The following is a 24,623-nucleotide window of genomic DNA, read 5'->3' on the forward strand; positions in this document are numbered from 1 at the left end:
GCGCCCTCGTAGCTCAGGGGATAGAGCATCGGTTTCCTAAGACGACGCTCTATCTGTACCTGGCGGCGAGCTACCTGCGGGTTCCTATTCTATTTCCATTTTTCCGGGTCGCACACCCGCATTGCTGTGCTCGCTTGCCGAAGATCAGCAACCAGGCGTAAGTCCTGCTCAGGGGCGTGCTTCGGCCGGTCTGGCAGTCCTTGCCGAGATCCGGCGAAGTCACCTCGCCGCGTCAGTCTACGATGCCGCGAGAGTGTGGGCCAGCAGCGCGGTGAGTTCGGCTGGCCGTGCCGGGTGTTAGTGATCGACCCCCGAGAAATCGTCGGATGAGGTATTGGGCAAAGTCGGGGTGGCCGGTGCGGTCTGCGTGGTGGGCTGCGGCCGGCCGGTCCACACTGGTCTGCGGCGTTCCCGCCGGTCGACGGGTGCCTCCCGTTCGGGCGGTTCAGTTCGGATCCTGGTGAATAGGGCATGGGTCAGCCGGGCGTTGGGGTCGGCGCCCAGGGTCGGCGGTGACGGTGCGATGCCGGCGCGCACGAGGAGGTCGCCGATGGCGGCGATCATGGCGCCGTTGTCGGTGCACAGTCGTGGTGCGGGGACGCGCAGGGTGATGCCGGCGGCGGCGCAGCGGTGTTCGGCGAGGGCGCGGACGCAGCTGTTGGCGGCGACGCCGCCGACGAGCAGCAGGGTGTCGACGCCGTGGTCACGGCAGGCGGTGACGGCCTTTCGGGTGAAGGTGTCGGCGACGGCTTCCTGAAAGGAGACGGCGATGTCGGCGATGGGCAGCGGGCCCGGATGCCGCTCGACATGGCGGGCGACGGCGGTCTTCAGGCCGAAGAACGAGAATCGGTACGGCGGGTCATGTGGTCCGGTCATCGGGCGGGGAAAGGCGATTGCCGTGGGGTCACCTTCACGGGCGACCCGGTCGATGGCGGGGCCGCCGGGGTAGGGCAGGCCGAGTAGGCGGGCGACCTGGTCGAAGGCTTCGCCGGCGGCGTCGTCGGCGGTGTCGCCGAGGTGGATGACGGGATCACGGGCGAGGTCACCCAGGAGTAGGAGCGAGGTGTGGCCGCCGGAAATGATCAGGGCGATGCTGCGCTCGGGGAGCGGGCCGTGGTCGAGGATGTCGACGGCGGCGTGGCCGGCGAGGTGGTGCACGCCGTAGAGGGGGACACCGAGGGTCAGCGCGTAGGCCTTGCCGGCGGCAAGGCCGACCTGCACGGCGGTGGCGAGGCCGGGCCCGGCGGTGGCGGCGACGGCGTCGATGTCGCCGAAGCCGATCCCGGCCTTGTCGAGGGCGTGGCGCACCATCGGGGTGATGGCGTGCAGGTGGGCGCGGGCGGCGATCTCAGGGACGACGCCTCCGAAGCGGGCGTGTTCGTCCATGCTGGTGGCGAGGGCGTCGCCGAGCAGGACGCCGTCGGCGACGATGCCGACTCCGGTTTCGTCGCAGGACGTCTCGATGCCCAGGATGACCGGCACCGGTCAGTCCTGTCCGGTGCCGACGCCCACCCCGGGGTGCTCTGCGGCGGCGGCCAGGAGTCGCTTGCGGGTGCGGGCGGGCAGGCGATCGACGTAGGCGAGGCCGTCGAGGTGGTCGACCTCGTGCTGCAGGCAGCGGGCGAGCGTTCCGGTGCCGTCGATGCGGATGTGCTGGCCGTGCAGGTCGACGCCGACGACGGTGGCGGTGGCTGGGCGGGTCACCTCGGCGTACTGGCCGGGTACGGACAGACAACCCTCGGAGTCGGTGGCGAGGTCACGCTGCTCCGGTAGACGTAGGACCGGGTTGATCACGTGGGCGACGGTGTGGGCGCCGGTGGCGTCGGGGCAGTCGAGGACGAATATCCGGGCGTCGACTCCGATCTGGTTGGCGGCCAGGCCGACGCCGTGGGCTGCGTACATGCTGGCGAACATGTCCGCGACCAGCTGGGCGAGGGCGTCGTCGAAGACGGTGACCTCGGCGCAGCGGCGGTGCAGCACCGGGGTGCCGTATCGGGTGATGGGTCGTGGGGTGCCGGTCGGTGTCTGCACAGTCGCCCATACTATGCAATTGCTAAGGACTTGCAGTAAGGGATGGGGCGGTATGCGCACGCGGAGATCAAGTGGCGGTGCCTCGCGCACTTCGAGGCGAACGGCCATGCCGTGGTGCCGTCCGCTCCGCTGCCCGCCATCAGCGACCCGAACCTGCTGTTCATCAACGCGGGCATGGTGCAGTTCGTGCCCTACTTCCTGGGCCAGCAGACCCCGCCGTACGCGCGGGCGACGAGCGTGCAGAAGTGCATCCGGACGCCGGACATCGACGAGGTCGGCAAGACCAGCCGGCGCGGCACGTTCTTCCAGATGAACGGCAACTTCTCCTTCGGTGACTACTCCAAGGACCAGGCGATCCCGTACGCCTGGGACCTGGTCACCCGGCCGATTGCCGAGGGCGGCTTCGGGCTGGACGCGGAGCGGATCTGGCCCACGGTCTACCTCGACGACGACGAGGCGTTCGCCATCTGGCGCTCGGTCGGCGTACCCGCCGAGCGGATCGTGCGCCGGGGCAAGAAGGACAACTACTGGTCGATGGGCATCCCCGGCCCAGCCGGCTCAGCGTTCGGATCGGCCGACGGTCGGGCACGCGCGGCCGGCGCGCTCAGGTGGTCGTGGTGCGGCACGCCGGGCACCGCCCGTACACGACGACCCCGCCGCTGCCGCCGTCCATCTCGACGCCGACCTCCCGGGCCACCGCGACACTGGCCGCCACCGCCGGCACCGGCAGCTGGCGCATGCCGCCGCAGCCCTCGCACACCGCGTGATGGTGCGGGTGGTCGGCCAACCCGAACGTGACCGCCCCGCCCACCGGCACGGCATGCGCCACGCCGAGGTCGACCAACTGCCCCAGGACGCGGTGCACCGTCGACAGCTCCACCGCCAGCCCTCGGCCGGTGAGCCGCTGGTGCACCTCGCCGGCGTTGAGGTGTCGCCGCTCGACCGCGGCGTCGCCGAGCGCGTCCAGCACCGCACGCCGGCCCAGGGTCGTGCGCAGGCCGGCCCGGCGCAGCCGATCCAGCGCCGCGTCCACCCGATCGGCCCGCGATGTGATCAATCCCCGCTCCTCCCGCCACCCACCGTCTTGTTGCAATATAATGGCAATAACAAAACTATGGCAGCATCTCCGAAAGAGGGATCTGATGGCGGTCTACACCCTGCCCGACCTGACCTACGACTACGGCGCGCTGGAGCCGGCGATGTCGGGGCAGATCCTCGAGCTGCACCACGACAAGCACCACGCCGCGTACGTCAAGGGCGCCAACGACGGCCTGGAGCAGCTCGCCGAGGCCCGCGACAAGGGCGACTTCAGCAAGCTCGTCGGCCTGGAGAAGACGTACGCGTTCAACCTGTCCGGGCACGTCCTGCACACCATCTTCTGGAACAACCTGTCCCCGGACGGCGGCGACCGCCCCGATGGCGAGATGGCCGCCGCGATCGACGAGCACTTCGGCTCCTTCGACGCCTTCGCCGGGCAGCTGTCGGCGGCGACGAAGAGCGTGCAGGGCTCCGGCTGGGGCGTCCTGGCCTGGGAGCCGCTCGGGCAGCGGCTGATCGTGGAGCAGGTCTACGACCACCACGGCAACGTCGGGCAGGGCTCCACGCCGCTGCTGGTGTTCGACGCCTGGGAGCACGCCTACTACCTGCAGTACAAGAACGTCCGCCCCGACTACGTCGACCGGCTGTGGAACCTCGTCAACTGGTCCGACGTGATCGCCCGCTTCGACGCCGCCCGCGCCACGAGCCCGAAGATCTGACCGAATGAGCGCAGCCACTCCCGCCGCGGCGGAACTGCTCCAACGTGCCGCCGGGGTCATCGCCGCCAAACACCGCGGTGACCCCGCCGGCGCCGAGGAACTCCTCGCCGCGTTCCCCAGCGACCAGGCCCGCACTCTCGGCTTCTACCTGCTCGCCGACCTCGCGCTGGGCCTGGTCCGGACCCAGAGCGACCAGAGCATGGACGACCTGGTCCGCGAGCTGTCCCTGCTCGTGGCCACGACCGCGGGAAGCCCACCGGTCACCCCGTGACCCCAACCCCGCTCCACCGCAACGGCCTTGTTGCAAATACTTGGCAATTGCCGCAATATGGCCACAGGTAAGGCCCGCGAGCGGGCGCACCTCGCAGGCGGTCCCCCGGCACGCGATGATCCGCACCACCGCCGGGGGTGACCACCGCCCACATGCCACCGTGTCGCCGATCCCCGACGAAACGCGACCACATTCCCTCCCCGGATCACCGTGTGACTGCCTTCCCCGCAGGGCAGCGGACCAAGGCGCGCAAGATCATGGACCGCGGCCTTCCGGCGCGACACCTCGAACATCCGACGTCGGCGGCGGTGGGCTCCAGGTCCGTCGGGAACCCGCAACCACACATCGAGGCGTGTCGTTTGCCGTGTGGACCCGGAGGGTCGGGTGACTGTCTGGGTGTGTGCTGCCGATGTCACGGCCAGCTAGGAGTAGGACGCACCGCCCCTCGATGATGACCGCCGTATCAGCACTGGATGGAGACTTGCGACCGATCGCCCTTTCCGAAGTTGTGACTACTGAACCGCGGCGGGTCCACGACCCCTGACCAGAACAACCGAAGAGGGAGGGTGGTGCCCTGTGGGCCGGCGTGGACGTCGGCAAGACTTACCACCACGTGTGCGTCGTCGACGACGACGGCACCGTGGTGATCTCCGAGAAGATCCCCAACGACCAGCAGGCCATCTCCGGCATCGCCGGACGGCCCGGCAAACGCCGCAATCCGATCCGCTGGGCCGTCGACCTGCGCGGCGGGCCCGCCTCGCTGCTGCTGGCGGTCCTGTTCGACCGGGGCGTGGACGTCCGCTACGTCAGCGGCACGGTCACCTCGCGGATGGCGGAGGCGTTCCACTGCGAACGCAAGACTGACGCCCACGACGCCTACGTCATCGCTCAGACCCTGCGCATGCGCGGCGATCTACCGACCCTCACCCTCGCGGGCGGGGTGCAGCAGCAGTTGAAGCTGCTTGTCTCCCGCCGCCTCGACGTGGTCGCCGACTGGGTTCGCATCACCGCCCGCATTCAGGACCTCCTGACCATGATCAGCCCCGCCCTGGAGAAGACGCTGAACCTGCGCAACAAGGGCGCGCTCCGGCTCCTCGCGCAGTGGCAGACCCCCGGCGGACTGCGCCGCGCCGGCGAAGCTCGCATCCTGGCCTACCTACGCCAGCACGGCGTGCGGGCCGCCAAGGCTCTCGCCGCCAAGGTTCTCACCGCCGCGGGCAGACCGTCGCCCTCGCCGCAGAGGCCACTGCGGCCGGGATCGTGGCGCAGATGGCCGCCGACTTGGAAGCGGTCAACGAACGGATCACCGCCATCGAGGAAACCATCGCCGGCATCGTCGCGGAGCACGAGCTGGGAGAGATCGTCACCAGCCTGCCCGGCATCGGCACCACCCTCGCGGCCGAGTTCCTCGCCCACGCCGGCACCCTCACCACCTACCCGAGCGCCGCCGCACTCGCCGCGCACGCCGAACTCGCGCCGATCTCTCGCGACTCCGGGCACCGGCAAGGTCACCAGATTCGGCCCCACCGCTACCACCGTGGTCTGCGACGGGTGTTCAGCATGTCCAGCTTCACCGCCCTGACCCACTGCCCACGATCACGCGCCTACTACGACAAGAAAAGAGCCGAAGGAAAGACCCACCGCCAAGCCACCGCCGCCCTGTCCAGACAACGCCTCAACGTCCTCTGGGCCTGCCCCCTACCAGCCCAAACCATCAAGATCAGCAGAGGTGGCGCCGTGCGAACTCGCGTAGAGACTCCGCTTGCCGAAGATCAGCAGACTGGGCGTAAATCCTGCTTAGGCTAAGCTTCGGCAGTCCGGCATCCCTTGCCGAGGTCAGGCGAGGTTGCCGCGCCGCGTCAGTTTACGGTGCCGCGAGAGCGTGGGCCAGCAGCGTGGCGCGTTTGACTGAGGGACAGCGACGGTTCGATCTCGGCCCACACCTTGTCCCAGACGATCCACGGGGGCTGCTCACCCCACCTCACGTTCAGACAGAACGGTCTCACGTGCAACTGGGTACGCCCGATGTCATTCAGTTAGGAGCTGTTGCTCACGCGAATCGCGTCGGGAGGGTTAAGTGCCGCCCATGCGGCCGCCGCAGCTGCATCGACATCCGCAATCACGATGGACCGCTCGCCTACGAGCTGCGGATAGTACGAAGGTTTCGCTCTGCACATCCAGCCGATTAGGGCCGACATTGCCGTAACTGAGAGCAATTCCAGGACCGCGAGCATCCGGGTGTCTGGGAGCCATCGAGGGGATGCGACTACTGAGGCGAGCAGGAGCACGGCGGCCCGCCGCGACGAGCATTGCCATTGAAGTCAAGGCAGGTCTCACCGCTTCGAACCGCCGTATCCGAGACGCCGCCGTGGAGTCGACTGGGAGCCTCACGAGAACGTGCCTCAGGTTCTGGCCGAGGACGCGCACGTCAATGGTCGTCGGGGCAAAGCTGCCATCGGTGATCGCGCGGTCTGGAAGACGCATGGTGGTGCGATAGTCGACGTCCAGCATTAGTCGTGCCACTACGGCGTCCTCCACAAGACGAACAACGAGGGATGTCCGCCCAGCCGGACCAGTGTTGCCTGGCGCGCCCGGCTCCGGTATCCCCCCAAGAAAGGGCGCCAGTTGGCCGGCTGTTCAAGGGGTGAAGGACCGCACTGATTTTATGAGTTCGCAGGCGGCGACTTTGCGCTGCCTGAACCTGGGCTACGTGAGTTGGCGGGTGATCGACCTTCTTCAGAGACTCGGGCCGGGTGTTGAGGGCATGGAGATCAGCGTGGTACGAGACGAAAGAACTCGCCCGTGCCTAACCGAGCTTTCATGAAAAGACCATCCAGCGATTCCAGCAGGCCTCGTCGCGTGTCCGATCGTGAGTTGTGCCGGGAGCGGCTGCCGACCCGGCGTGCACGACGGAATGGTGTCGTCGCTGCTCTGGCGGGCGACGAGAAAATTCCCAACTCTGGTGCCCGGGTACGGGCTTTCACGGCTACGCCAGAACCGTCACGTAAGCAGATCAACAATTTTACGCGACTGCGGTAGGTGACGTCAACGACCGTGAGGCATCCCGGACAAAAAACATGGCCCGGCCGTCCATCATCGGGTAGCCGGAGCCATTTCACATATCAGGGTAAGAAAGCATCGTCTGCACGGCGGATTCGCGTTGTTTCTAGCCTGTTCCTCGGTGATCCGATACCAGCCATGGACCGGTAGGCCGCACCAGGTCAGTTCCACCCTGGCTGGGTCCAACAGATGGAAGATGGCTAAGGGTATTAACGTCGGCACGACCACAGACGCCGGCACCGTTGCGCCTCCTTTTTGGAGCAGTGGCCCTGTCGTTTCTGCCTCCCTGGGGGTAGGGGCTCGAATCGACAGGGCCACCGCGTACAGGCGCCGGGAGATCGATCATCGTTGTCGCGCCGCCGAGGTTACAGTAGATGCACCTAGTTCAGTAGGTCAATGGCGGAGTCTAGAGCGCTCCGCTATACGTGATCTGACCCTGATCGCCACGGCCCAGCGTGCCGTGATGGTGCTCCACGCGGGCGAGGCGCTCGTGGAAGGCCCACCGCTACGCCGCGTTGATGCGGGCAGCGGTGAGTTCGGGAACGGCTCCCTCCCAGCGCTGGCGGAGCTGATGCGGCAGAGCCGCCAGAGAAGGTCGGCATCATGTGTTCAGATCCTCGACTGTGCCGGCTTTCGATGAGCACCACTTTGTACAGCCTGGTTAGGCGGCGGTCCGGTTCAGGTCATACTCGGCGTGCCCGGACCCGTCGAGGTGATGCGGAAGCGTCACCATGCCGTCGATCGACCGTGCAGCGCGGCGGGGTTTCGGTCACCACGTGGGCTTCCGGTCGCCGTTGGCCCGGTAGTCCGCCGGCGGCTGGGGGATGTCCGGCGCCGGCTGATGTTGGTCGCCCGCCGGACTTCCGGTCGTAGCGCGGGGCGGATGGCCTCCCGCGTGTATCCGGTGACCCGCTGCAGATCCACCGCTCGCCAGCTGGACGTATCGAACACCCATGGCTGCTCGTCCCGCTCGGTCAACGCGGCCGTGCGCCTCGCCTCGTACGTGGAGACAACCGCCTACAGTTCCTCTTTGGAGAACCGGCCCATGATCTTGGCTACCATGCTAGGCCTCGCGTGCATGGAGTTTGGTGTTTCTCTGTGACCGGCGGGGCCGGTGTTGGCGGCCGACGAACTCATCGCCATGAAGAGATCCCGCGGGTACGGCGACACTGCCGTACAAACTCGTCGTTGACCTGCACGACCTCGGCGAACGCGGCGGGGAAAGCGCCGACGCCGGCTGGCCGCGCTGCGGGCGGTGCACGCGTAAGCCCAGCCCGCTCGAACGCCTCCACATCGCAGGCCTGGACACCTGAGGCACGGGGCGCCTGATATGCGTTTCTCTGCGCTGGCTCGTGGTCGCAGGTGCAGCGGATCTCGTGATCACCTAGGGTTTCGTGGCCTGACGCGGGCCAGGCGTGCGGCGAATCTTGCCGCGCGGCCGGTCCGGCGCCGGGTCGCCGTTTCGCGGTACGCGGCCTCCATCTGGGTGAGTAGCCGCGCCGCAGGGCGGCCGGGTTCGTGCGCTGACCTGACGCACGCGACGATCCCGGCGAGCTCCGCCAGATCCGCCGGCTCGTATGTGTCGGCGAGCGCGCGGGCCACTGCGTCTAGGTTGGTCGGCTCGCCGATCCGCTGGGCCGTCCCGAAGATGCGCGGCGTCATGTCGCGAGGCTACCCGGAGCCGGCTTATACGCCGGTTCTGTCTGCCGAAGTCCGAGACAGGGTGGCGTGTCGTGGAAGCGGAAGCGGCACCTGGTCGAACAGGAGATGATCGTGACGACCGCACCACTTAATCTGCGGGCCGTCGGCACGCCGCTGCTGGCCGAGTTGGGCCCACACGGCCCGGCCTTGGCCGAGGTTGGCGTCGTGGGAGACCCCGCCCACCGGGGCGGCTACCCATGCGGCCGGGACCGGGCCGGCCTGGATGTGGCAGCGATGTCGAGTTGTTGCGGCGGGAGGCCGCCTGTAGGCGCATGTTCGTAGTGGAGGGTCGAGTTGATCAGTGGTCGGCTGGTCGTTGTTGTGGTCGCCGGGCTGCTGGGTGCCGGCGCTCTGGTGTGGGTGTTGGTCTGCGGGTTTGCGTTGCGGTGCCCGGGCTGCCGAGCGGGCGGCGTTGGCCGCTTTAGGTCGCTGCGCCGGGGAGGGCGAGCGGTTGGCCGCCGGGAAGGTCTGCGCGCTGAGCTTCTGGCGCCAGGTCGCCGGCCGGTACGCCTATCAGCTGCGCTGCGCCGGTCACGAGCCGGACCCGCCGAACCCGATCCCGCCGAATCTGATCCCGCTGGCCCAACGGGGTGACAGATCCTCGTGGGGATAGCGGGCGCCCTGCCGTCGCATCCGCTCCCGTACGTCCATCGCGTGTCCGGCTGCGACTGCCATGTCCGCGCCGGCCGCTTTCAACAGTCGCACCGTTTTTCCGCTCATCTGACACGGGTCGGCCAGCGCCACCCCGGCCTGGATGCCGAGCAGCCGCGCGTCGGTGGTGACTGCGCGGATCGCGGCGATCGCCTCATCCTGGGAGCGGTCCCGGTCGACGCCGGTGCTGTAGCGGCCGGCGACGCCGGACAGCTCGGCGAGGATCAGCCGCTCACGCTGCGACAACGCCGTCACCTGCACCATGCCGAGACCGTACCGAGGAGGCAACCCTGATGCATCGTTCCCGCCCTGTCCTCTACATCACCATGGTCCTGGCTGGCCTCGCCGGCTTGCTGCCCGCCACGGTGATCCTCTGGCTGTTGCTTGTCCAGGCCGTCGGCGGTCGCCTTGCCCGGCGTCTACCTTTAGCCGATGGTGACGCCGCTGTCCGACCCATGACAAAAGGCGGCCGCCAGCTGAGGGCACTACCGCCTCGGTAACGTCCCGGCCAGCGCCGACCCGTATGCGAGTGGCCCCGTCCTCCGTCGGGAGGGCGGGGCCGCTTCGTCTAGTGGCGGTCCGAGCCGGCTCTCGTCAACCCGGACCGCCACTGCCATGTGGACGAGGCTCAGCCACGATAACGCCAGTGCCCCCCTGAGCACATACAGTGATCGACTCCTTATGGCAAAGCGGTATGGCCAACGGTCACTTTGCGGCCCGGTCCTCCCTGGAGGATGGCGGGGCCACTCGGTCGCATCTGCCACCATCACGGCGTGACTAGCCGACTCGAACGCGCCGCCCACGCCTACCACCAGGCCAAGGAGGCCCTGGACAAGGCCCGCCCCGAACTCGCCGACGCCATCGTCGACGCCGCCCGCGCCGGTACCAAGCACACCGACATCGCCCGTGTCTCCGGCTACACCCGTGAGCAGGTCCGCCGTATCTGCCGCGCCGCCGGTCTCGAAGCCGAGTAGCCCTAGGCATAGCTCCCGGCTGTCGCGGGGTGCAGTCGCTGGGCCTCCGGCGGCGCTCCGGCTTCAGGATGGCCGGGGCTTCGTCGGCCGGCCACGGTCCGTGAGTGGTTGCGGAGGGAAGGTACCCACCGTCGTCGACCCGGGCGAGCCGAGCAGACCCATCCGCACGACCCGTCAGCGTCCGCACGAGCCGTCAAGGTCCGTTGACGTGGCGTGCCGTCTGTCGGCTGCCGCCGCCGCCCAACCGGAGCTTGCCGTCCGCGCCTTCGATGAGGCCGCGGCGTCCTTCGCGAAACGAGGGATCACCAGCCTCAGCAGTAGCTGAGTGACTCTCTGGGTGACCACGAGTGGGAGCAGCGGTGGACGCCCAAGCATTTCGGCGGAGAGCCGACCCGCCATGTTGCGGGAGGGCGGGCTCTTCCGTCGTGTCCATCAGCCTTCGCGGGCGCGATCGTCTACGGCCTGCCTGCCATCCCTCATCGCGCGTACGGTCGGTGGCGGCGGCACCAGCTCAAGTGGGGATCTGCCGCCTGGCGCAGCTGCACATCAGCCGCAACCGCCTTACGCAGCAGTCGATCTGAATCGGGCTGCGGCCCGACCACGGCGCGGCTACTCAACTTTTCCCGGATACGCATTTCAAGCTCGTCGTACACGGCACCTCCAGTCCAGTGACAAAGAACCAGCGGCGGCTCCGCCCCCAACCGCCTCGCCGCGCTGCTCACACGTGGAAGACGCCGCCGCGCACGTCGCGCGATGACGAGGCGTCGAAGGCAGCCGCCCTGGGCGACGCGGTTACTGCCGTTCTGCGGGGCCTCACCCTGGTGGCTGCTGGCGACACTCGGTCGACATGGTCATGGCGCGCAGTGCGTCCTGCGGTGCGGCCCGGGTCAGGTAGTCGCGACGCCACTGCCGCCGCTTGCGCCGGCACGGACGGCACGCCCGCGGCAGCAGCTTGTGCTTCCCCAGGTCCAGCACGCCGTCACGAGCAAACCGGGGTCAGGCCGACGCGAGGGCTGTGCCGCGCACGTGGATAGTCAGCCACGCGATGCGATGTAGAAGAAGACGGCAGCGGCGACGAGGGCGGCGGCGATCACGGCCAGGCCAAGGGCAGGCGACCGCCAGAAGGGGGTGGGCCTACCCTCCGCCGCCGGTTGGTGCTGGTCGGTGATCATGATGCCCCCCCCGCGCGCTGAATTGCGGATAGTGGTCGGGCAAGCACGCTACTGCCGCATCTGCTGGCGTCCGTCGTTCTGCCAGTATTCGATGTAGCGATAGGGCGGGCTTTCAGGTCTTGGTCCGGCCCGCAGGCTTTGCCGGATTCGCCCTCTCCGCTGACTGCTGGCGTAACACCGCTGGCAGCTACTCCTACCAGCCGCGACTGGCAGGCGTGGACCACGTTCCCCCATCCCACCCGCCGACGATCCGGCAAGCCGAGCAGACCACGCCCAGCGTGTAGGTGAGGTTGACTCGCATCAACAGGTGTCGTTGTGTGCTTTGATTCGTTCATGGAGCATTATGTCCGCCCTGACGACGCCGATGACCCGACACCTCCGACGCCTGCCCGACGGGAGCTACTGCACCAACGGCTTGCGCGCTGGCTGTCGTCCCTCATGGCTGATCGCGGGCCCGCAAAGCAATCACCGAACCTCATCCGCAAGTCGGACGGAACCAGCGCCGCCGTTGTCTCTGGCAGTGGTGATGGCGGTGGGGGCGGGCAGTAGAAGATCATTCAGCAGATGCGTTCCCGCGCCGGCCGAACCAAGCCGAGCGGGGGCGCTTCTCGTGACTCAGCCGCCCTGCCATGCAGCCCGCACCTGCCGGATCCGCCGCTTCGCCGGCGCCTCCGACACCCGGTTAGACCCGCATATGGCCCGGCGCACGATCCCCCTGTACTGCACGCCCTGCCGGTGCATTCGGTCGACCGTGGTCTCCAGCGTCTCAGACGCCGCCAGGTCCAGGTTCACGTGGTGGCGGGGGAGCTCGTTGACGCGGAAGCGTCGGCATCGGTGTTCGACGATCTGCCCCCATCAGCCGATGTCACGATCGGTGTCACCGGTGTCTGACACCGCGTTGACCTGCGCGTTGGCGCCAGTGTCAGTGCCACCGCCTTCGGTGAGGGAAGGGGAGGCGGTGCTGCTGCTGTCACACGTAGTGCACGTCAGGCTCCGTTCCAGTCGAGCACGGTGGTGCCGGGGCGGGCATCGCGGATTTCCAAGCGAGGCGCGTCCATCGGTTCGTTCTCGGTGGGGCCGGCCAGCCGGGTGAGGGCTTGGAGGAGCCGGCCGGGGGCACCGTCGACGCCGGGGCCTTCCAGGTCGAGCTGGTAGGTGAGGGTGCGCTTGTGCAGGACCTCGTACGCGCCGTCGAAGACGTGCACCCGGTAGATGCGGCTGACCATCAGGCGTCGTCCTCCGTCTCAAGGTGGGTAAGCACAGGGAACTGGCTGATGCCGAGCAGCAGCATGCCGGCGGTGGCCACCCACGCGGAGGTGTTGTGGCCGGCGAGGGCGGTGGCCAGCTCGGCGAGCGCCCCGGGCCGTGGGCGCGACGGCGATCCGGGTCCAGTTGACTGGCCGGGGCACGGCGACGACGATCGGTCGTGCGCCGGCGGCGCGGAGTTCGCCGATCCGCTCGGCGGGCTGCGGCAGGCTGTGGGCGGGCAGGGTGATGACGTGTCCGGCGACGGTGCGGGCCGGCGAGTTCGGGGGGATGTAGCCGCGCACGTGGGTGGGGGCATGATGATGGTTCCTTCCTTGCGCGGGAGGGACCCGGGGTGCGGCGCGTCCTTGGCCGGGTGGAGCCGCACCCCGGGGCGCTACGGAGTGAGGGTGTCGGCGGGGCGGCGGATGGCGCGGTCGCCGTCGGCGAGGACCGCAGCGTCGATGAGCCGCACGCCGATCATTCGCGCCTCGTCGGGGGTCAGCTCCCGGCCGTCGAGGATGACCTGCGCGGAGGCGGTGTCGACCTCGATCGGTACGGGTGAGCCGAGGATGTCGGCGTTCAGGCGGGTGGGCGTGGCACCCTGCCGCCAGCGGGTGTAGTTGCGCAGCATCACTGCTCCTTTGTGGTTGTGGCTCGGTCGATCAGACCGCGACGCCGTAGAGGCCTGCGGCGCTGTCCGGAACGTGGACCGGTTCCATGCGGCTCTTCCGGAAGATGCGGACCGCGTCGGTCGTGTCGTGCTTCCCGCAGCCATAGCGGTCCGCCACCGCCCGAACCGGCTTCAAACCAGGTAACCCAGCGAGGTGATCCGCGTAAAGCGTCTCTACGAGAAACCACCCGGGGCGGGGGCCGCTTCGCCGCGGCGTGCGGCTTTCCGGCGGCGGCTGGCCATCGGTCCGCTTTCGGCGCGGACGAGGCCCGAGGGGCGGCGCGGGCCATGGCCGGTGGTCCACGGACATGGAGCGGTGCGGGCTCCGGAACATGGACCGGGCTAGTCGCCGGTCCATTGGTGGCCCGCTTGGCCAGGCCGATCGCCTGCATCGCCGCCGAGCACACCACCATCAGGCCGTCGATGCGACGCACTACCTCTGGGAAGGGGGTGAAGGAGTGGGCGATGTTCGCGGCGGTGGAGGCGACCACTCCGAGACGCGCCGATCGGCGCGATGGCCTGGAGCTGGAGACCGCGCTGCGCGGCGGCGAGTGGGTGCGTCCCGGCGACGTCGCCCTGTTGCTCAACGTCTCCAACAGCACCGTCATCCGGATGCTCACCGCCAACCCGCCTGAGATCCGGTTCCGCCGCAAGTCCGGCACAGCTCGGCACCGGGAGTGTGCCACCCCGACACTGTTCGCCGAGAGCTGAGCGCTCGCCGCCAGGTGCACGGCGGCGGGTAGCGGGCAGGCGGAGCGCCCCCACCCGTGCGCGGGTGGGGGCGCCCCTATCTATCGGCGTGGGGCATCTATCGGGTCTCGATGCCCGGGCCGGCTTGTTGGCACCGTTCGACGTCCCTGAGGCACGTCCTGAGTTCGTCAACCTGGTGCGGGCGGCGTTCCTCTACGGTGGCCGGCCGCACGGTACGGGCCGGGATCTGCTCGGGTCGTCGGTTCGCGCCTCCACCGCCGAGAAGCATCAGCATGACGCCGACGATCACCGCGACGAGAGCGGCGTTCGTGATCGTGGCGCGGCGAGCGCGGCCGATCACGTGTCACCTGTTCGCTGTTGGGGGATGTCGCCAGGGTCTTTTGCGCGTTCCGGGCGGAGAGCGGCGAGGGTCCGGGCGGCGGAGGCGCCGCTTTCACAGTGCCCGGCGGCGCAGGCCTCGCATTCCTGGTGCGCCGCTACGAGGAGCGCCGCGACTACGGCATCGCCGCCTAGGTCGTCGTAGATGGAGGTCACGCGCGGGCTCCTGACGTCGACGGGGAGGGCTGGTGCCGGGCGGGTGCGCGTTTTGGTGGACCGGCCCCCGCCCGGCCGGATCACCTCATGCCCAACGCCAGCCAGGTAGAAGGTAACCCGCTGTCCAAGCTAGGTCACTCTATGACCATTGGTCAAACAGTGGTTGAGGGTTATGGACATGCGTGATGAAATCTGGATCGCCAGCCAGGGAGATCATCATGCCCATACCCATGTCCTCGCGTCAGATCGCCGACGACCTGACTGCCCGCATCCGAGGCCGCGAGTACCAGCCAGGCGAGAAACTGCCGTCGCTGCGGGAGCTCGCCGACCTGTACTCGGTGAGCGTATCCACCATTCAGCGTGCCCTGGAGCTGACACGCGACCGTGGCCTCACCGTCGGCCGCCCCGGCGCCGGCGTCTATGTGGCCGAACAGCAACAAGACGCGAACTCCTTCCGAAACTGACGAAATTGCATCCCCGCCCCCTGGCGAATTGGGGGGGGCAGGGATGCTCTACGGGGGTGCCTAGTTGCTCGTAGGGGTGCTGGGTGAGCGGAGTGGACAGCGACCGGATTGCGATTCTGCGCTGCCCACTCCGCATCTTCGTGTAGAGATCTGCGTCGAGTGATCGAGGAGTGCTGTAGCGCCTCCTGGACGGTCCGCAGCGACGCCTCGGAGCCCATCGGCGGAAGTGCGCGGTCTGGTGCTGGAACAGCCACCGGCCGGTGATGTCTTGCCCGGAGGGGCCGCCAGACGAGCCAGCCGGTCCTTGACGTGCTGGCAGCGACGGGGTGGTGTAGACGACTCGGGGTCGGCGCCGTTGTGTGAAAAACATGGGCGGGCCTGTTAAGCGAACGGCACCTCTTTGTTGCCAGCGCCCTGACACAGAGAGGTGCCGTTCGTCTCACGGTCCCTACGCTGCGTCGGCTACCAGGTCAGCGGATCGAGCCGGAGGTAGAAATCCAGTCTTTCGGGGTCGAGCGTGATGCCATACCGGGAGACGAAGTCGTCATCCGCACGGCGGGCGGCGTCCTCGTCAGGCCAGACCTCCCGGGCGTTCGCGAGTAGGAGAGCGATGTCGGCATAAGGGTCCGCGCGCCCGAGTCGTCCGAGATCGATGAGCCCGGTGACGAGCGAGGTATCGGTATTGATGAGGATGTTGGGGAGGCATAAGTCTCCGTGGCAGACCACCGCGTCGGAGGCCTCTTGCTCCTGGCGTGACGAGAGATCGCGTTCCAGGCCTTCGAGGATCACGACCGGCGGGGTGCCGATGAGGTGCTGGGGTAGGAACTCGGCGTGGACACGGTTCTCGGCGACGGTCGCGCGGGCCAGCGCCATCATCTCGTGCAGTGTCCTGTCGTACAGGCACGAGCTGGCGGGGACGCTGTGCAGCCGGACCAGGGTGTCGATGATCGACGGCCAAGCCTGCGCGAGCTGGGCCGCGTTTAGCCGGTCAGCGGGGACGCCCGCTACGGCGCTGGTGATGAGACAGACGCCGTGCTCGGTGGCACGCCAGTCGAGCAACCTGGGTCCGGGGATTCCGGTGCCCGCCAGCCACTCGATCCGATCGCGCTCACCCTCGAGCCTGGTCGCATCGGCAACCGACACCACTTTGGCGAACCGATCCTCGAGCATGTGACGCAGCACGATCGCGCCTGACTCCCCGTCCGCCACGGCCGTCCACGCCGCACCATCAGAGAGCAACCCAGCCAGTGGCACCGAGCGAATCATCATGCCGTTAGCATCTCGTGCCCGCCGGTCCTTCACGTGGACCGCGCCGCCTCGGCCCAAGGTCGACGGAGCGGTGCGTCCTGGTGAGGACGCGAAGGCCGAAGTGCATGGCGTTCCAGCGGAGGCGATCACCTCGTTCACGCTCGTCGCCTGTCCCCTCAGCGATGCGATCGGTCGACGCCGCATCTAGTACGGCAGCCGCCGTTTGAGATGTCGCTGGTGGGGCCGGGTAGACGAGGTGCGGCCACCGCGTGATCGTCTGTCTGCTGTGGACATAACTTCAGATCTGGCGGTGGCCGCGTGCCACAGCGTAAACCCTGCCCGGTGGCGGCAGGTTCTGGCCGGGGTGTGCGAGGCGTTCGCGGGACGGTTCGGGCGGGTCGAGCCGCGGCGCACGGCGACGGCGTTCGTGGCCGGGCTGCTCTCGGATGTCGAGGTCAAGACGTGTTGGCAGTTGGCGGAGCAGGCCGGGCATGCCCGGCCGGACGCGATGCAGAGGCTGTTGTATCGGGCGGTGTGGGACGCCGACGCCGTCCGCGACGATCTGCGCGACGTGGTCGTGGCCCGGTTCGGCGACTCGGACGCGGTGTTGGTCGTCGACGAGACCGGGGACCTGAAGAAGGGCACGCATTCGGTCGGGGTGCAACGCCAGTACACCGGCACCGCCGGCAGGATCGAGAACGCGCAGGTAGGGGTGTTCTGCGGCTACGCCAGCCGGCACGGGCACACGCTGATCGACCGCCGGGTCTACCTGCCGGTGTCGTGGACCGATGACCGGGACAGATGCCAGGCCGCCGGGGTTCCCGATGAGGTCGTCTTCGCCACGAAGTCCGAGCTGGCCGCCGACATGATCACCGCTGCGGTCGACGCCGGCGTCCCCGCCGCGTGGGCGGCTGCGGACGAGGCCTACGGCAACAGCAGCGTCTTCCGCGCTCACCTGCGCGAACACCGCCTGGGCTATGTCCTGGGCGTCTCCCGCAGTCACCTGGTCCCTCTCGACGGCGGCAAGACTCGGGTGCGGGCTGACCGGGTCGCCGCCGACCTACCGGCCTCGGTGTGGCAGCGCCGCAGCGCAGGCGCCGGGTCGAAAGGGCCACGCTTCTACGACTGGGCCTGGCTCGACGACGTCTGCACCGATGCCGACCCCGACGACGGCGGCCACCACAGCCTCCTGATCCGCCGCAACACCACCACCGGCGAGCTGGCCTTCTACCGCTGCTGGACCCCGCAACAGGCCACTCTTGCCCAACTCGTGCGGGTCGCGGGCATCCGCTGGACAGTCGAGGAAAGCTTCCAAGCCGCCAAGGGCCAGGTCGGCCTCGACCAGCACCAGGTCCGCCGCTGGGACTCCTGGCACCGCTTCACCACCCTGGCCCTGGCCGCCCTCGCCGTTCTGGCGATCTGCGCCGCCGACGCCGACGACGACTCCACCGACACAGGACTGATCAAGCTGACCGTCAACGAGACCCGCCGGCTGATCAACACCCTCGTACTCCGCCCGATCCGCGACCTCACCCACCGTCTGCGCTGGTCAGACTGGCGCCGCCGCCATCAAGCCCGAGCCCGCCAAGCCCACTACGCCCGACGCCTCAACCTCGAACTCCAGCCATGATCCCGAACGGCGGCTGCCGTACTAGCGCACGGGCGCCCCGTACAGCACGTTCGCCCCGAGCGGGACTACATCACCGAAATTGACCGGCTTCTGTCCAAACTCGCTGAACAGGATCGTGGAGCCTGAGCGCGGTTGGCGGAGCCTTGTAGGCGGTGCGTTCCCATGCTGGTACGGAACTAACTGCAAAGGCAGCAATGGTGCTCAGAGTCGCGGTGTGTATAAGTGGCGGAAATTTAAGGGCTCGTGGGGTCGCTCGTGCACCACTGCATGGGGTACTCGCAAGGGTCGCTGTAGTCAACAGCTCGGGAGGGGCTATAATGCCGATTTGGCAGGCCCGAAGGGGGCACGTGAATACGGTTGCCTTTATTGTGCAACTCGGTGGCGCTGCTCCCTTTGCGTATGCTGTTGTGGTCGATGGGATTAAGGGCGAGTGCCCACGGAACGCCCGCCTGTGGGGAAAGGCCGAACGGCTCTCGCGGAAGAAATTTGCCGCGTATTTCGGCTCGCTCGGTCTAGCCCTCAGTCACGCAGTATTTCTGCTTATCAACTTCCGTAGCGATGATCTCCTTATGCTCGCCACAGGGGCCTTGGCTGTTGTGGTGATTGTGCTGTTGTTCAACTGGTTGCTGAGGCTACGTCGTTAGGCGTGCCGCTCGTTGAACGTCGCTGGCGGCTGGATCACCCCGATGTGTGCCCTGACCGCCAGCGGCCAAGTGGATCCGGCGCCGCGGCGTTCCATGCGAAACGTAGGCGGGGCGTGGGATCCCGCAGCGCAGGCGCTGTTTCACCGGGCGTCCACCGACGAGGCACTTCCGGCGCCTTCATCGAGTTCTCGGCACATGAAGAGGGCAATCTCTCCTTCCGATGCTGTTCCTCGGTAAAGAGAGGCGTCCAGACCGCAGAAATCGAATCCGATCCGGCGGTAGGCGCGGATAGCGGGCGCATTGATATTCGTGACCTCGAGCCAGATGACTCTCGCGTCCCTCAAAAGCCCTTGTTGCGTGGCGGTACTCATAAGGTGCCGAACGACACCTCGGCCGCGGAGTGTCCGGTCGACTACTACGTTCTCGACAATCAGGCGCCGATGCCATTCCTCGTAGCTCAGCTCGATTACGCCACGGATGACGCCATGTTGGTCAACAGCAACGAACCGATCGGTGTCACCGACGTCCTTGTTCACATCTTCGTCTGGGAAGTGCTTCACGATTGGAGCCGACAGCATTCTTTCGCGGATGCCGAACCCGATGTGCGTGCGGACGACTTCGAATACCGCGTTGGTGGTGAAGGAGCTGTCTAGCTGCTCGATGAGAACCTCGTCCGCTGAGCGAAATCGTCGGACGGTGATCTCGCCAAGGAAGGAGCGGGTGCGCTTCATCCCGTCACTCATATTTCCGCCTTCCCTAAATGCATCGACCGCCACTCATCCCGATTGTAGCTTCGCTCCCCCGGGAGAGAGGTGTGCCGTGCTCAAGATTGGACCGCCAGGGAAGGGAATTTGCCGGCTCCGCCTGATTCCCAATGCTGTTTGTCGGCGAAGGCGGTGAAGGGTTTGGCCTTGGTCGTAGGGACGGTCGTCGCGCAGCATCGCCCCGAGCGCTTTGACGCGGCGCCGTGCGAGGGCGAGGACGGCGTGACCGTGGCGTTTGCCTGAGCTCGTTTGCGCTCGTGGAACGACTTGGATGCAGGGCTGCACTGGATGCTGGTCAGCGCTGATGTGTAGAAGACGCGTTGGAGCTGGCGGTTGTGTCGCTTTGGGCGGCGAAGTTGCCGACGCGTCGGCCGGCGTAGCCGGCGAGGTGGTCAGCGGACGCGAATCCGTCAAGGTTGCCGCCGGTGGCGACGAGAAACTACGCGCCGAGGAGATCACCAATGCCAACCATGCTGGTGATCACCGGGGCGTGGTGGTGGCGGTGAGATCCGTCAGCGATGTGCTTGTCCAGCTCGGTGAGCTGCCGGTCGAGGTCGATCACGTTGTCCGCAAGTCGGCCGACGATTCCCCCGCCATTTCCTCACCCGGAACGTGCTGTGCTCCGGCGGCTTGCCTCGCTGCTGTGGCCAGCTTGTCCGCGTGGCGGACCGTGCGTTCGCGGAGTAACCGCTGCACCTCATCTCGCCCGGCTGCGATCAGAGCGGCCGTTGTCTGGAGCTGGCTGATGAGCACAAGCGGCCCACGGTTGGTGAAGTCGACGCGACGCTCCAGGGCGGGGATGAAGCCGCGCAGCCGCACCCGTAGCCGGTCGATGGTGCGGGTGTGATCGGCCGCGAGGCCGGCGCGGTGTGCGGTGAGCATGCGAAGTTCAGCGAGCAGGGTGTCCTCGAGGAGCGGCTCGCGCAGGTCAACGCGCATGCGGGCCTGGTGAGCGATGACTGCCACGTCCTCGGCGATCGGTCTTGCCCACGCCGCGGTAAGGATCGGCAATTCAGTTCACCGCGCTCGGCAGGTAGAGGACCCGCCAGCCGCACTCGAGCAGAAGCGCGATGGCAAGAGCGGCTGGACCGTCGGCCAGGTCAACGGCCCAGGTCACCTTCTTCGCTCGGGCGAGGACGGTAGCGTCACGGCAGCCAGCGCGGGTTCATCGTTGGGCAGCCGCTGCGACAGCAGGCGGCGCCCTTCGCTGTCGATGACCACCAGGCGGTGGCCCTTGCCGGGTCGACCCGGCCCATGCGTGCTCGACCGTCTGCATCCAGCCCTCTCCCTGTGGACGGGGGCTGACCTTGCCTCAGCGCATGCAGGCGGTCTCGTGTAGGCGATCAAAGATGATGCGGTCGACTGAGGAGGCCAGGTAGCGGTCGCATGGGTAAGCCAGACCATCTCCTCGATCTCGCTGTTGGGCTACAAAACGCGTTGGTAGTCAGCGGTGTAGTAGGTCATGCGGACCAGCGTCCGCCGCCGGGCCGGGCGGGCAACTCGGCCAGGAGGCGTTGGTGCTCCGCGTGGCTGCCGATGGCGGCCCGGTGATCGGGGTGGCGGACGTAGTGATGGATCGCGGCGGCGAGAAACCGGGGATCGACGTTGTCTGTGCGCAGTGCGTGGCGGCGCCAGGGAATGCCGCGCTGTCGTACCAGCTGGGGTTCAGCGTAGGCCAGCCGCAGCGCTGCGGCCTGTTCGGCAGGCATGGCCGTCTGGGCGACGGGTAGCGCCTCCCATGGCACAGTGAGCGAGCCGAGAATCCAGCTCTGCTGTACGCCGTGAGGGCGCAGCTGCACCCCCCGGCCACGCCAAGCCTCAGCAAGCAGCAGGGCGACCAACAGTAGCCAGGAGATATCGAGGATCAGCTCGGGCGGCCACAGATTGTCCTGCCTGATGGAGCGAATCAGTGCGCCGACTTCAGCTGAGACTGGCAGAAGGAGGCATACGCCCAGCCCCGCCCTCCACGCGGGCACGGGGGTGCCGAAAGCTGGTATTTGTGGCTGCACCACGAAGCAAGCCGGACGATTCTGGAAGCTGAGCAGCCCCAGGACCAGGAGCGCCAGGGCAAGGACGACCAGCGGAAGGAACAGGAGCTGCGCCATGGAGGGCGCGAACGCGATGGCCGCCGCATTCCCGACCGCCAGGACCACGCCCAGCATCAAGACGCTGAGCTGACGGCGCACCGCTGCAGCGAGAACTCTGCCCATCATGCCCGTGACCTTACGGGCATCGATCAGCCAACCCGTTGGCCGACCCAACCGACACTGCACAACGAAACCGATGAGCATGTCAAGCATCGGCTTGCCTGATGGGGCTTCGCCGCAGCGTACGGCAGCAACGAGGCGGTCGGCGCGCTGCCCGACCAGTCCGACATCGCGGCGTCTATGGAGTGCTGGCTCGCCAGCGAGCCAGCACGAGCGCGGACACCGACGGAACCGCAAGCAATAGAACACTGTGACCGCTATTTCCGGCTCTCGGCAGTCAGAACAGTGTTTCTCAGCGCTGGCGGCCCTCAGACGAAGGTCTATCCCCCGACGGCCGGAACAACTCCGGCGTGAGCCACAAGATGGCGATGGCAGTCACGAGCCCAACCAGCGATCCGACGGCCGATTGGACGACACCGGCGAGGATCCCCGCGCCCACCGCGGCACTCAGCCCCAACGCCACCAGCCGGCCTCGGGATGTGTTGACACGACCATGCAATATAATTCGTGATCGACATAGCCTCTTCTTACTCCGCAGGGCGATGACCTTGGCGCTACCGCGCGAGGACGGGTGCGCCGGCAGCGACGACTACCCCGCCCGAGGCTGGGTATCCCCGGTGTCGGCTGGGGGAGGCGTCGCAGGGCATGGGTTCGTGAACTGGCCCGTCGGCCTGTCGTTCGCCCCCGCCGGGCTCGGCGGCGGAACCGAGCCCGCCGAGGCCCGGGCCGCCCCCGCCCACTAGGTCGCCAGGGGGCCTGCGGTTCGAGGAGGATTTGGTACATGGCGCCGGTGGAGGCGTCCGGTGTGCGTCGGCGAGATCCGGCGACCAATTTGGCAGCGGCACCACTAGGTGGCCAGCTGGCGAGCATCATCGCCGCCGACGATATCCGGGGCTCAGTAGCGCTACGGCAGACCGGCCGCGACCCGCCGGTGCCTTGAACACCACGCCGCCGTGCGAGAAGCACTTCCAGGAACAGGGACGGCGGGGCGCCGCGGATGGGTGCGGCGGGCCCCGCAGGCTACAGGTGAACCCCACTGCCAAGAGGATGGCGAACAGCGGTATCGAGTCATCAGACTGGTGGCAGCGCGCGTGCTGCTTAACATCCTGATTTACCCATGATGTTCGTACGTGTAGTGGCCGTCCCTATCGACTGCGGGCTGACCCGTTCCAGGATCAGTGCGTAGCGTGTACGTGACAGCGCGCGTCCTGGACCTGTGCTCCTGCGAGGTGGAGGCGGTCCAATCCTTTGGCAAGGAGACGGTGCAAACGATAGGCAACTCCCGCTGAATGCGCCTCTGCCCATCCAGCGGACCGCCGCAAAACTGCACGATCATGACGCCCTCCATATCGTTAGCTTGCCCTATCCCGAGGAAGTGGGCGGCGCATTGACATAATCGGGAAGGCAGGCTGCAGACGCGCTCCGTGGTCAAAGCCTCGGTTTGGTGCAGTTGGGAGTATTACGGCAAGGCTCTTCAGTTCCACTGACTGGTCGGCGTCGAGCCGGCTTCGGCCCGGCCGAGCCCTCAGCCGGGCCCACCCACATCGCATCGCCTTGACAGTATCGTCCGAATCGCAGGTCGTCCTCCCCTGCCGGCGACACCATCACCAGCGCGTCCGCACTCGCCGCCTGAGCGCGCCACCTGATCGTGAGCCAGCTCGGACGGCAGGTTGTACGGATCGTCAGCCCAGGACAGCCAAGCCGCCTGCCTTCGCGGACTCGGCAACGTCCACGGCGCTGAACGCAAGCGCCGACCTGGGTTGACGTGCTGGTTGCCGATGCTCAAGCTCTTGCGGATCGGGCTGTTGCTGAACTGCTAGACGCGGATATCGACTGGTCGAAGGCAACCGACGTCTCGAATCGGTGACCGCAACGCAGAGCCGGGTGGCAGCGTCGCTGTGCCGCTCGGGTCAGCAGCAGACATCAGCCGCATGGTCGAGGACGTACCCGGAGTCGAGTCTGTCGACGGTTTGTATCGGGCGGAGCCGGCACACCTCGGGAGATGTTTGCCCCGGCGAGCCAGCAGTAGAAGTTTGGGCCTGGGTACAGCCAAAGGTGAAGGGCCAGGCTGGCCACTGCACGCGACGAACCTGCATAGACGTGAGGCGACCGCAGTTCCAGGTCGCTGCCCGATACACCATCATCCACACCCGGCGGGCCACTGTTGATCTCCACGCGCGTCACCGGGCCATACGGCCATCCGATGCCCTGGCCCGCCCTGCGGCGGAGCAGCGCATCCGGCCTCCGGGATCCCGAGCATCTAGATCTCGCCCGAGATCGGCGCGCATTCGCAGATCAGTTGGCCGACGTGTGCCCTACATCGGCCGACGGAGACAGTGCAGCCGGTGATCTATTGCCGCATCGGCCTGTACTGGATCAGGCAGCCCGCAAGCGGGCCGCGCCGGCCCCGGCCACGCTCCGGAGCAGAGGCTCGGAAGACCTCGGGGCTCCCTCCCGAACCCTGGACTTCTTCAGAGATCCCCTTCAGTCAGCGGGCCGACTCCACCTACTTTGCCCTTCCGGCCAGGTACCACAACCCGGCGTGCTGCGGGTCACGAAGCCACCGGACGCGCGATGTCTCATCGGGGCGAGGCTTCCAATCGCGGTAGGGCAAGAAGGCCAGACGCCAGGCGATGACCGCGAATATGTAAAGGCCTGGCCCAACCAGCCACAGAAGTGCATCTCGCCGGCGGTAGGAAGCGTGCGGTGCAAGCCAAGCCGTAGCGGCTGCCGGCACTGTTATGAAGCCGATATCGGCCAGCGGGCCGTCTCCCATCCTGGCCTTGATCAGCTCGCGGATCGTGAGAGCCGGCGCCGCCACCCCGAGGACAAGCAGAGCCGCGATCACCATACGCGGCACGCGGTCCAGTGGCGAGTTGGAGCTGG

General features: G+C 67.6%; 22 protein-coding genes and 2 pseudogenes. 10 read left to right on the forward strand and 14 right to left on the reverse strand.

Annotated elements, in window-relative coordinates:
- Positions 1-297: 297 nt before the first annotated feature.
- A complete protein-coding gene (tsaD, locus tag ACN27D_RS17720) occupies positions 298-1,482 on the reverse strand; it encodes a tRNA (adenosine(37)-N6)-threonylcarbamoyltransferase complex transferase subunit TsaD (protein WP_421499528.1) in 1,185 nt (394 codons plus the stop codon).
- 3 nt (positions 1,483-1,485) lie between these two features.
- Positions 1,486-2,031, reverse strand: coding sequence for a peptide deformylase (gene def, locus ACN27D_RS17725; protein ID WP_421499529.1), 546 nt, complete (start codon positions 2,029-2,031; stop codon positions 1,486-1,488).
- Between the two features lie 42 nt (positions 2,032-2,073).
- On the opposite strand from def, the pseudogene ACN27D_RS17730 reads away from it, so the two are divergent.
- Positions 2,074-2,589 (forward strand): annotated as a pseudogene (locus ACN27D_RS17730) (alanine--tRNA ligase-related protein); the annotation flags it as partial.
- Between the two features lie 46 nt (positions 2,590-2,635).
- Here the strand turns inward: ACN27D_RS17730 and ACN27D_RS17735 are convergent.
- A complete protein-coding gene (locus tag ACN27D_RS17735) occupies positions 2,636-3,088 on the reverse strand; it encodes a Fur family transcriptional regulator (RefSeq protein WP_421499530.1) in 453 nt (150 codons plus the stop codon).
- An 85-nt stretch (positions 3,089-3,173) separates the two neighbouring features.
- Between ACN27D_RS17735 and ACN27D_RS17740 the strand changes: the two genes are divergently transcribed.
- The 4 genes and pseudogenes from ACN27D_RS17740 to ACN27D_RS17755 all read left to right on the forward strand — a co-directional run bounded on the left by ACN27D_RS17740 (position 3,174) and on the right by ACN27D_RS17755 (position 5,865).
- The gene (locus ACN27D_RS17740) at positions 3,174-3,788 is read left to right on the forward strand and encodes a superoxide dismutase (protein WP_421499531.1); all 615 of its coding nucleotides are present in this window, start codon (positions 3,174-3,176) and stop codon (positions 3,786-3,788) included.
- 4 nt (positions 3,789-3,792) lie between these two features.
- Positions 3,793-4,059, forward strand: coding sequence for a superoxide dismutase (locus ACN27D_RS17745; RefSeq protein WP_421499532.1), 267 nt, complete (start codon positions 3,793-3,795; stop codon positions 4,057-4,059).
- A 586-nt stretch (positions 4,060-4,645) separates the two neighbouring features.
- Positions 4,646-5,092, forward strand: a pseudogene (locus tag ACN27D_RS17750) (IS110 family transposase); the annotation flags it as partial.
- A 236-nt stretch (positions 5,093-5,328) separates the two neighbouring features.
- On the forward strand, positions 5,329-5,865 hold the full coding sequence (locus ACN27D_RS17755; protein WP_421499533.1) for a transposase: 537 nt from the start codon (positions 5,329-5,331) through the stop codon (positions 5,863-5,865).
- A gap of 2,634 nt (positions 5,866-8,499) precedes the next feature.
- On the opposite strand, the gene ACN27D_RS17760 is transcribed toward ACN27D_RS17755, so the two are convergent.
- Both ACN27D_RS17760 and ACN27D_RS17765 read right to left on the reverse strand, forming a co-directional pair.
- Positions 8,500-8,781, reverse strand: coding sequence for a hypothetical protein (locus tag ACN27D_RS17760; protein WP_421499534.1), 282 nt, complete (start codon positions 8,779-8,781; stop codon positions 8,500-8,502).
- A 570-nt stretch (positions 8,782-9,351) separates the two neighbouring features.
- Positions 9,352-9,735: a hypothetical protein gene (locus tag ACN27D_RS17765; RefSeq protein WP_244933126.1), complete on the reverse strand. Its 384-nt coding sequence runs from the start codon at positions 9,733-9,735 to the stop codon at positions 9,352-9,354.
- 509 nt (positions 9,736-10,244) lie between these two features.
- Between ACN27D_RS17765 and ACN27D_RS17770 the strand changes: the two genes are divergently transcribed.
- The gene (locus ACN27D_RS17770; protein WP_120571900.1) at positions 10,245-10,445 is read left to right on the forward strand and encodes a hypothetical protein; all 201 of its coding nucleotides are present in this window, start codon (positions 10,245-10,247) and stop codon (positions 10,443-10,445) included.
- Between the two features lie 813 nt (positions 10,446-11,258).
- On the opposite strand, the gene ACN27D_RS17775 is transcribed toward ACN27D_RS17770, so the two are convergent.
- The 4 genes from ACN27D_RS17775 to ACN27D_RS17790 form a co-directional block, all read right to left on the reverse strand.
- The gene (locus ACN27D_RS17775; protein ID WP_421499535.1) at positions 11,259-11,420 is read right to left on the reverse strand and encodes a hypothetical protein; all 162 of its coding nucleotides are present in this window, start codon (positions 11,418-11,420) and stop codon (positions 11,259-11,261) included.
- A 59-nt stretch (positions 11,421-11,479) separates the two neighbouring features.
- The gene (locus tag ACN27D_RS17780) at positions 11,480-11,617 is read right to left on the reverse strand and encodes a hypothetical protein (RefSeq protein ID WP_421499536.1); all 138 of its coding nucleotides are present in this window, start codon (positions 11,615-11,617) and stop codon (positions 11,480-11,482) included.
- A gap of 986 nt (positions 11,618-12,603) precedes the next feature.
- Positions 12,604-12,843: a hypothetical protein gene (locus ACN27D_RS17785; RefSeq protein WP_421499537.1), complete on the reverse strand. Its 240-nt coding sequence runs from the start codon at positions 12,841-12,843 to the stop codon at positions 12,604-12,606.
- A gap of 416 nt (positions 12,844-13,259) precedes the next feature.
- Positions 13,260-13,496: a hypothetical protein gene (locus tag ACN27D_RS17790; protein ID WP_358171242.1), complete on the reverse strand. Its 237-nt coding sequence runs from the start codon at positions 13,494-13,496 to the stop codon at positions 13,260-13,262.
- A 504-nt stretch (positions 13,497-14,000) separates the two neighbouring features.
- On the opposite strand from ACN27D_RS17790, the gene ACN27D_RS17795 reads away from it, so the two are divergent.
- Together ACN27D_RS17795 and ACN27D_RS17800 are read left to right on the forward strand one after the other, a co-directional pair.
- Positions 14,001-14,246, forward strand: a complete 246-nt coding sequence (locus ACN27D_RS17795; protein ID WP_421499538.1) for a hypothetical protein — start codon at positions 14,001-14,003, stop codon at positions 14,244-14,246.
- A gap of 752 nt (positions 14,247-14,998) precedes the next feature.
- Positions 14,999-15,244: a GntR family transcriptional regulator gene (locus ACN27D_RS17800; RefSeq protein ID WP_120571895.1), complete on the forward strand. Its 246-nt coding sequence runs from the start codon at positions 14,999-15,001 to the stop codon at positions 15,242-15,244.
- A 462-nt stretch (positions 15,245-15,706) separates the two neighbouring features.
- Here ACN27D_RS17800 and ACN27D_RS17805 read toward each other — a convergent pair whose 3' ends face one another.
- Positions 15,707-16,513, reverse strand: coding sequence for an APH(3'') family aminoglycoside O-phosphotransferase (locus tag ACN27D_RS17805; protein ID WP_421501161.1), 807 nt, complete (start codon positions 16,511-16,513; stop codon positions 15,707-15,709).
- 289 nt (positions 16,514-16,802) lie between these two features.
- Here ACN27D_RS17805 and ACN27D_RS17810 point away from each other — a divergent pair, with 289 nt between their 5' ends.
- Together ACN27D_RS17810 and ACN27D_RS17815 are read left to right on the forward strand one after the other, a co-directional pair.
- Complete coding sequence (locus ACN27D_RS17810; protein WP_420891099.1) at positions 16,803-18,122, forward strand: IS701 family transposase; 1,320 nt, start codon at positions 16,803-16,805, stop codon at positions 18,120-18,122.
- A 347-nt stretch (positions 18,123-18,469) separates the two neighbouring features.
- Positions 18,470-18,766: a hypothetical protein gene (locus ACN27D_RS17815; RefSeq protein WP_421499539.1), complete on the forward strand. Its 297-nt coding sequence runs from the start codon at positions 18,470-18,472 to the stop codon at positions 18,764-18,766.
- Positions 18,767-18,906: 140 nt separating this feature from the next.
- Here the strand turns inward: ACN27D_RS17815 and ACN27D_RS17820 are convergent, their stop codons facing one another.
- The 4 genes from ACN27D_RS17820 to ACN27D_RS17835 form a co-directional block, all read right to left on the reverse strand.
- Positions 18,907-19,542 carry a GNAT family N-acetyltransferase gene (locus tag ACN27D_RS17820; protein ID WP_421499540.1) on the reverse strand — a complete coding sequence of 212 codons (636 nt, stop codon included), beginning with the start codon at positions 19,540-19,542 and terminating at the stop codon, positions 18,907-18,909.
- A 427-nt stretch (positions 19,543-19,969) separates the two neighbouring features.
- Positions 19,970-20,092 (reverse strand): hypothetical protein, encoded by a 123-nt coding sequence (locus tag ACN27D_RS17825; RefSeq protein ID WP_421499541.1) that lies wholly within the window; start codon positions 20,090-20,092, stop codon positions 19,970-19,972.
- The gene (locus ACN27D_RS17830; RefSeq protein WP_421499542.1) at positions 20,089-20,496 is read right to left on the reverse strand and encodes an IS110 family transposase; all 408 of its coding nucleotides are present in this window, start codon (positions 20,494-20,496) and stop codon (positions 20,089-20,091) included. The genes ACN27D_RS17825 and ACN27D_RS17830 overlap by 4 nt, the downstream gene beginning before the upstream one ends.
- A gap of 494 nt (positions 20,497-20,990) precedes the next feature.
- Positions 20,991-21,743 carry a hypothetical protein gene (locus ACN27D_RS17835; RefSeq protein ID WP_421499543.1) on the reverse strand — a complete coding sequence of 251 codons (753 nt, stop codon included), beginning with the start codon at positions 21,741-21,743 and terminating at the stop codon, positions 20,991-20,993.
- Between the last annotated feature and the right edge of the window lie 2,880 nt (positions 21,744-24,623).

The sequence above is a fragment of the Micromonospora sp. WMMD1274 genome (assembly GCF_049179035.1).
GTDB lineage: Bacteria > Actinomycetota > Actinomycetes > Mycobacteriales > Micromonosporaceae > Micromonospora > Micromonospora tulbaghiae.

What these genes read in the sequence shown, in the direction of transcription:
- ACN27D_RS17835 (WP_421499543.1), bottom strand. Translation starts at nt 21,743, where the DNA reads ATGATGGGCAGAGTTCTCGCTGCAGCGGTGCGCCGTCAGCTCAGCGTC.
- ACN27D_RS17790 (WP_358171242.1), bottom strand. Translation starts at nt 13,496, where the DNA reads ATGCTGCGCAACTACACCCGCTGGCGGCAGGGTGCCACGCCCACCCGC.
- ACN27D_RS17785 (WP_421499537.1), bottom strand. Translation starts at nt 12,843, where the DNA reads ATGGTCAGCCGCATCTACCGGGTGCACGTCTTCGACGGCGCGTACGAG.
- ACN27D_RS17805 (WP_421501161.1), bottom strand. Translation starts at nt 16,513, where the DNA reads ATGATGATTCGCTCGGTGCCACTGGCTGGGTTGCTCTCTGATGGTGCG.
- ACN27D_RS17780 (WP_421499536.1), bottom strand. Translation starts at nt 11,617, where the DNA reads ATGATCACCGACCAGCACCAACCGGCGGCGGAGGGTAGGCCCACCCCC.
- ACN27D_RS17745 (WP_421499532.1), top strand. Translation starts at nt 3,793, where the DNA reads ATGAGCGCAGCCACTCCCGCCGCGGCGGAACTGCTCCAACGTGCCGCC.
- ACN27D_RS17800 (WP_120571895.1), top strand. Translation starts at nt 14,999, where the DNA reads ATGCCCATACCCATGTCCTCGCGTCAGATCGCCGACGACCTGACTGCC.
- ACN27D_RS17755 (WP_421499533.1), top strand. Translation starts at nt 5,329, where the DNA reads ATGGCCGCCGACTTGGAAGCGGTCAACGAACGGATCACCGCCATCGAG.
- ACN27D_RS17765 (WP_244933126.1), bottom strand. Translation starts at nt 9,735, where the DNA reads ATGGTGCAGGTGACGGCGTTGTCGCAGCGTGAGCGGCTGATCCTCGCC.
- ACN27D_RS17740 (WP_421499531.1), top strand. Translation starts at nt 3,174, where the DNA reads ATGGCGGTCTACACCCTGCCCGACCTGACCTACGACTACGGCGCGCTG.
- ACN27D_RS17795 (WP_421499538.1), top strand. Translation starts at nt 14,001, where the DNA reads ATGTTCGCGGCGGTGGAGGCGACCACTCCGAGACGCGCCGATCGGCGC.
- ACN27D_RS17760 (WP_421499534.1), bottom strand. Translation starts at nt 8,781, where the DNA reads ATGACGCCGCGCATCTTCGGGACGGCCCAGCGGATCGGCGAGCCGACC.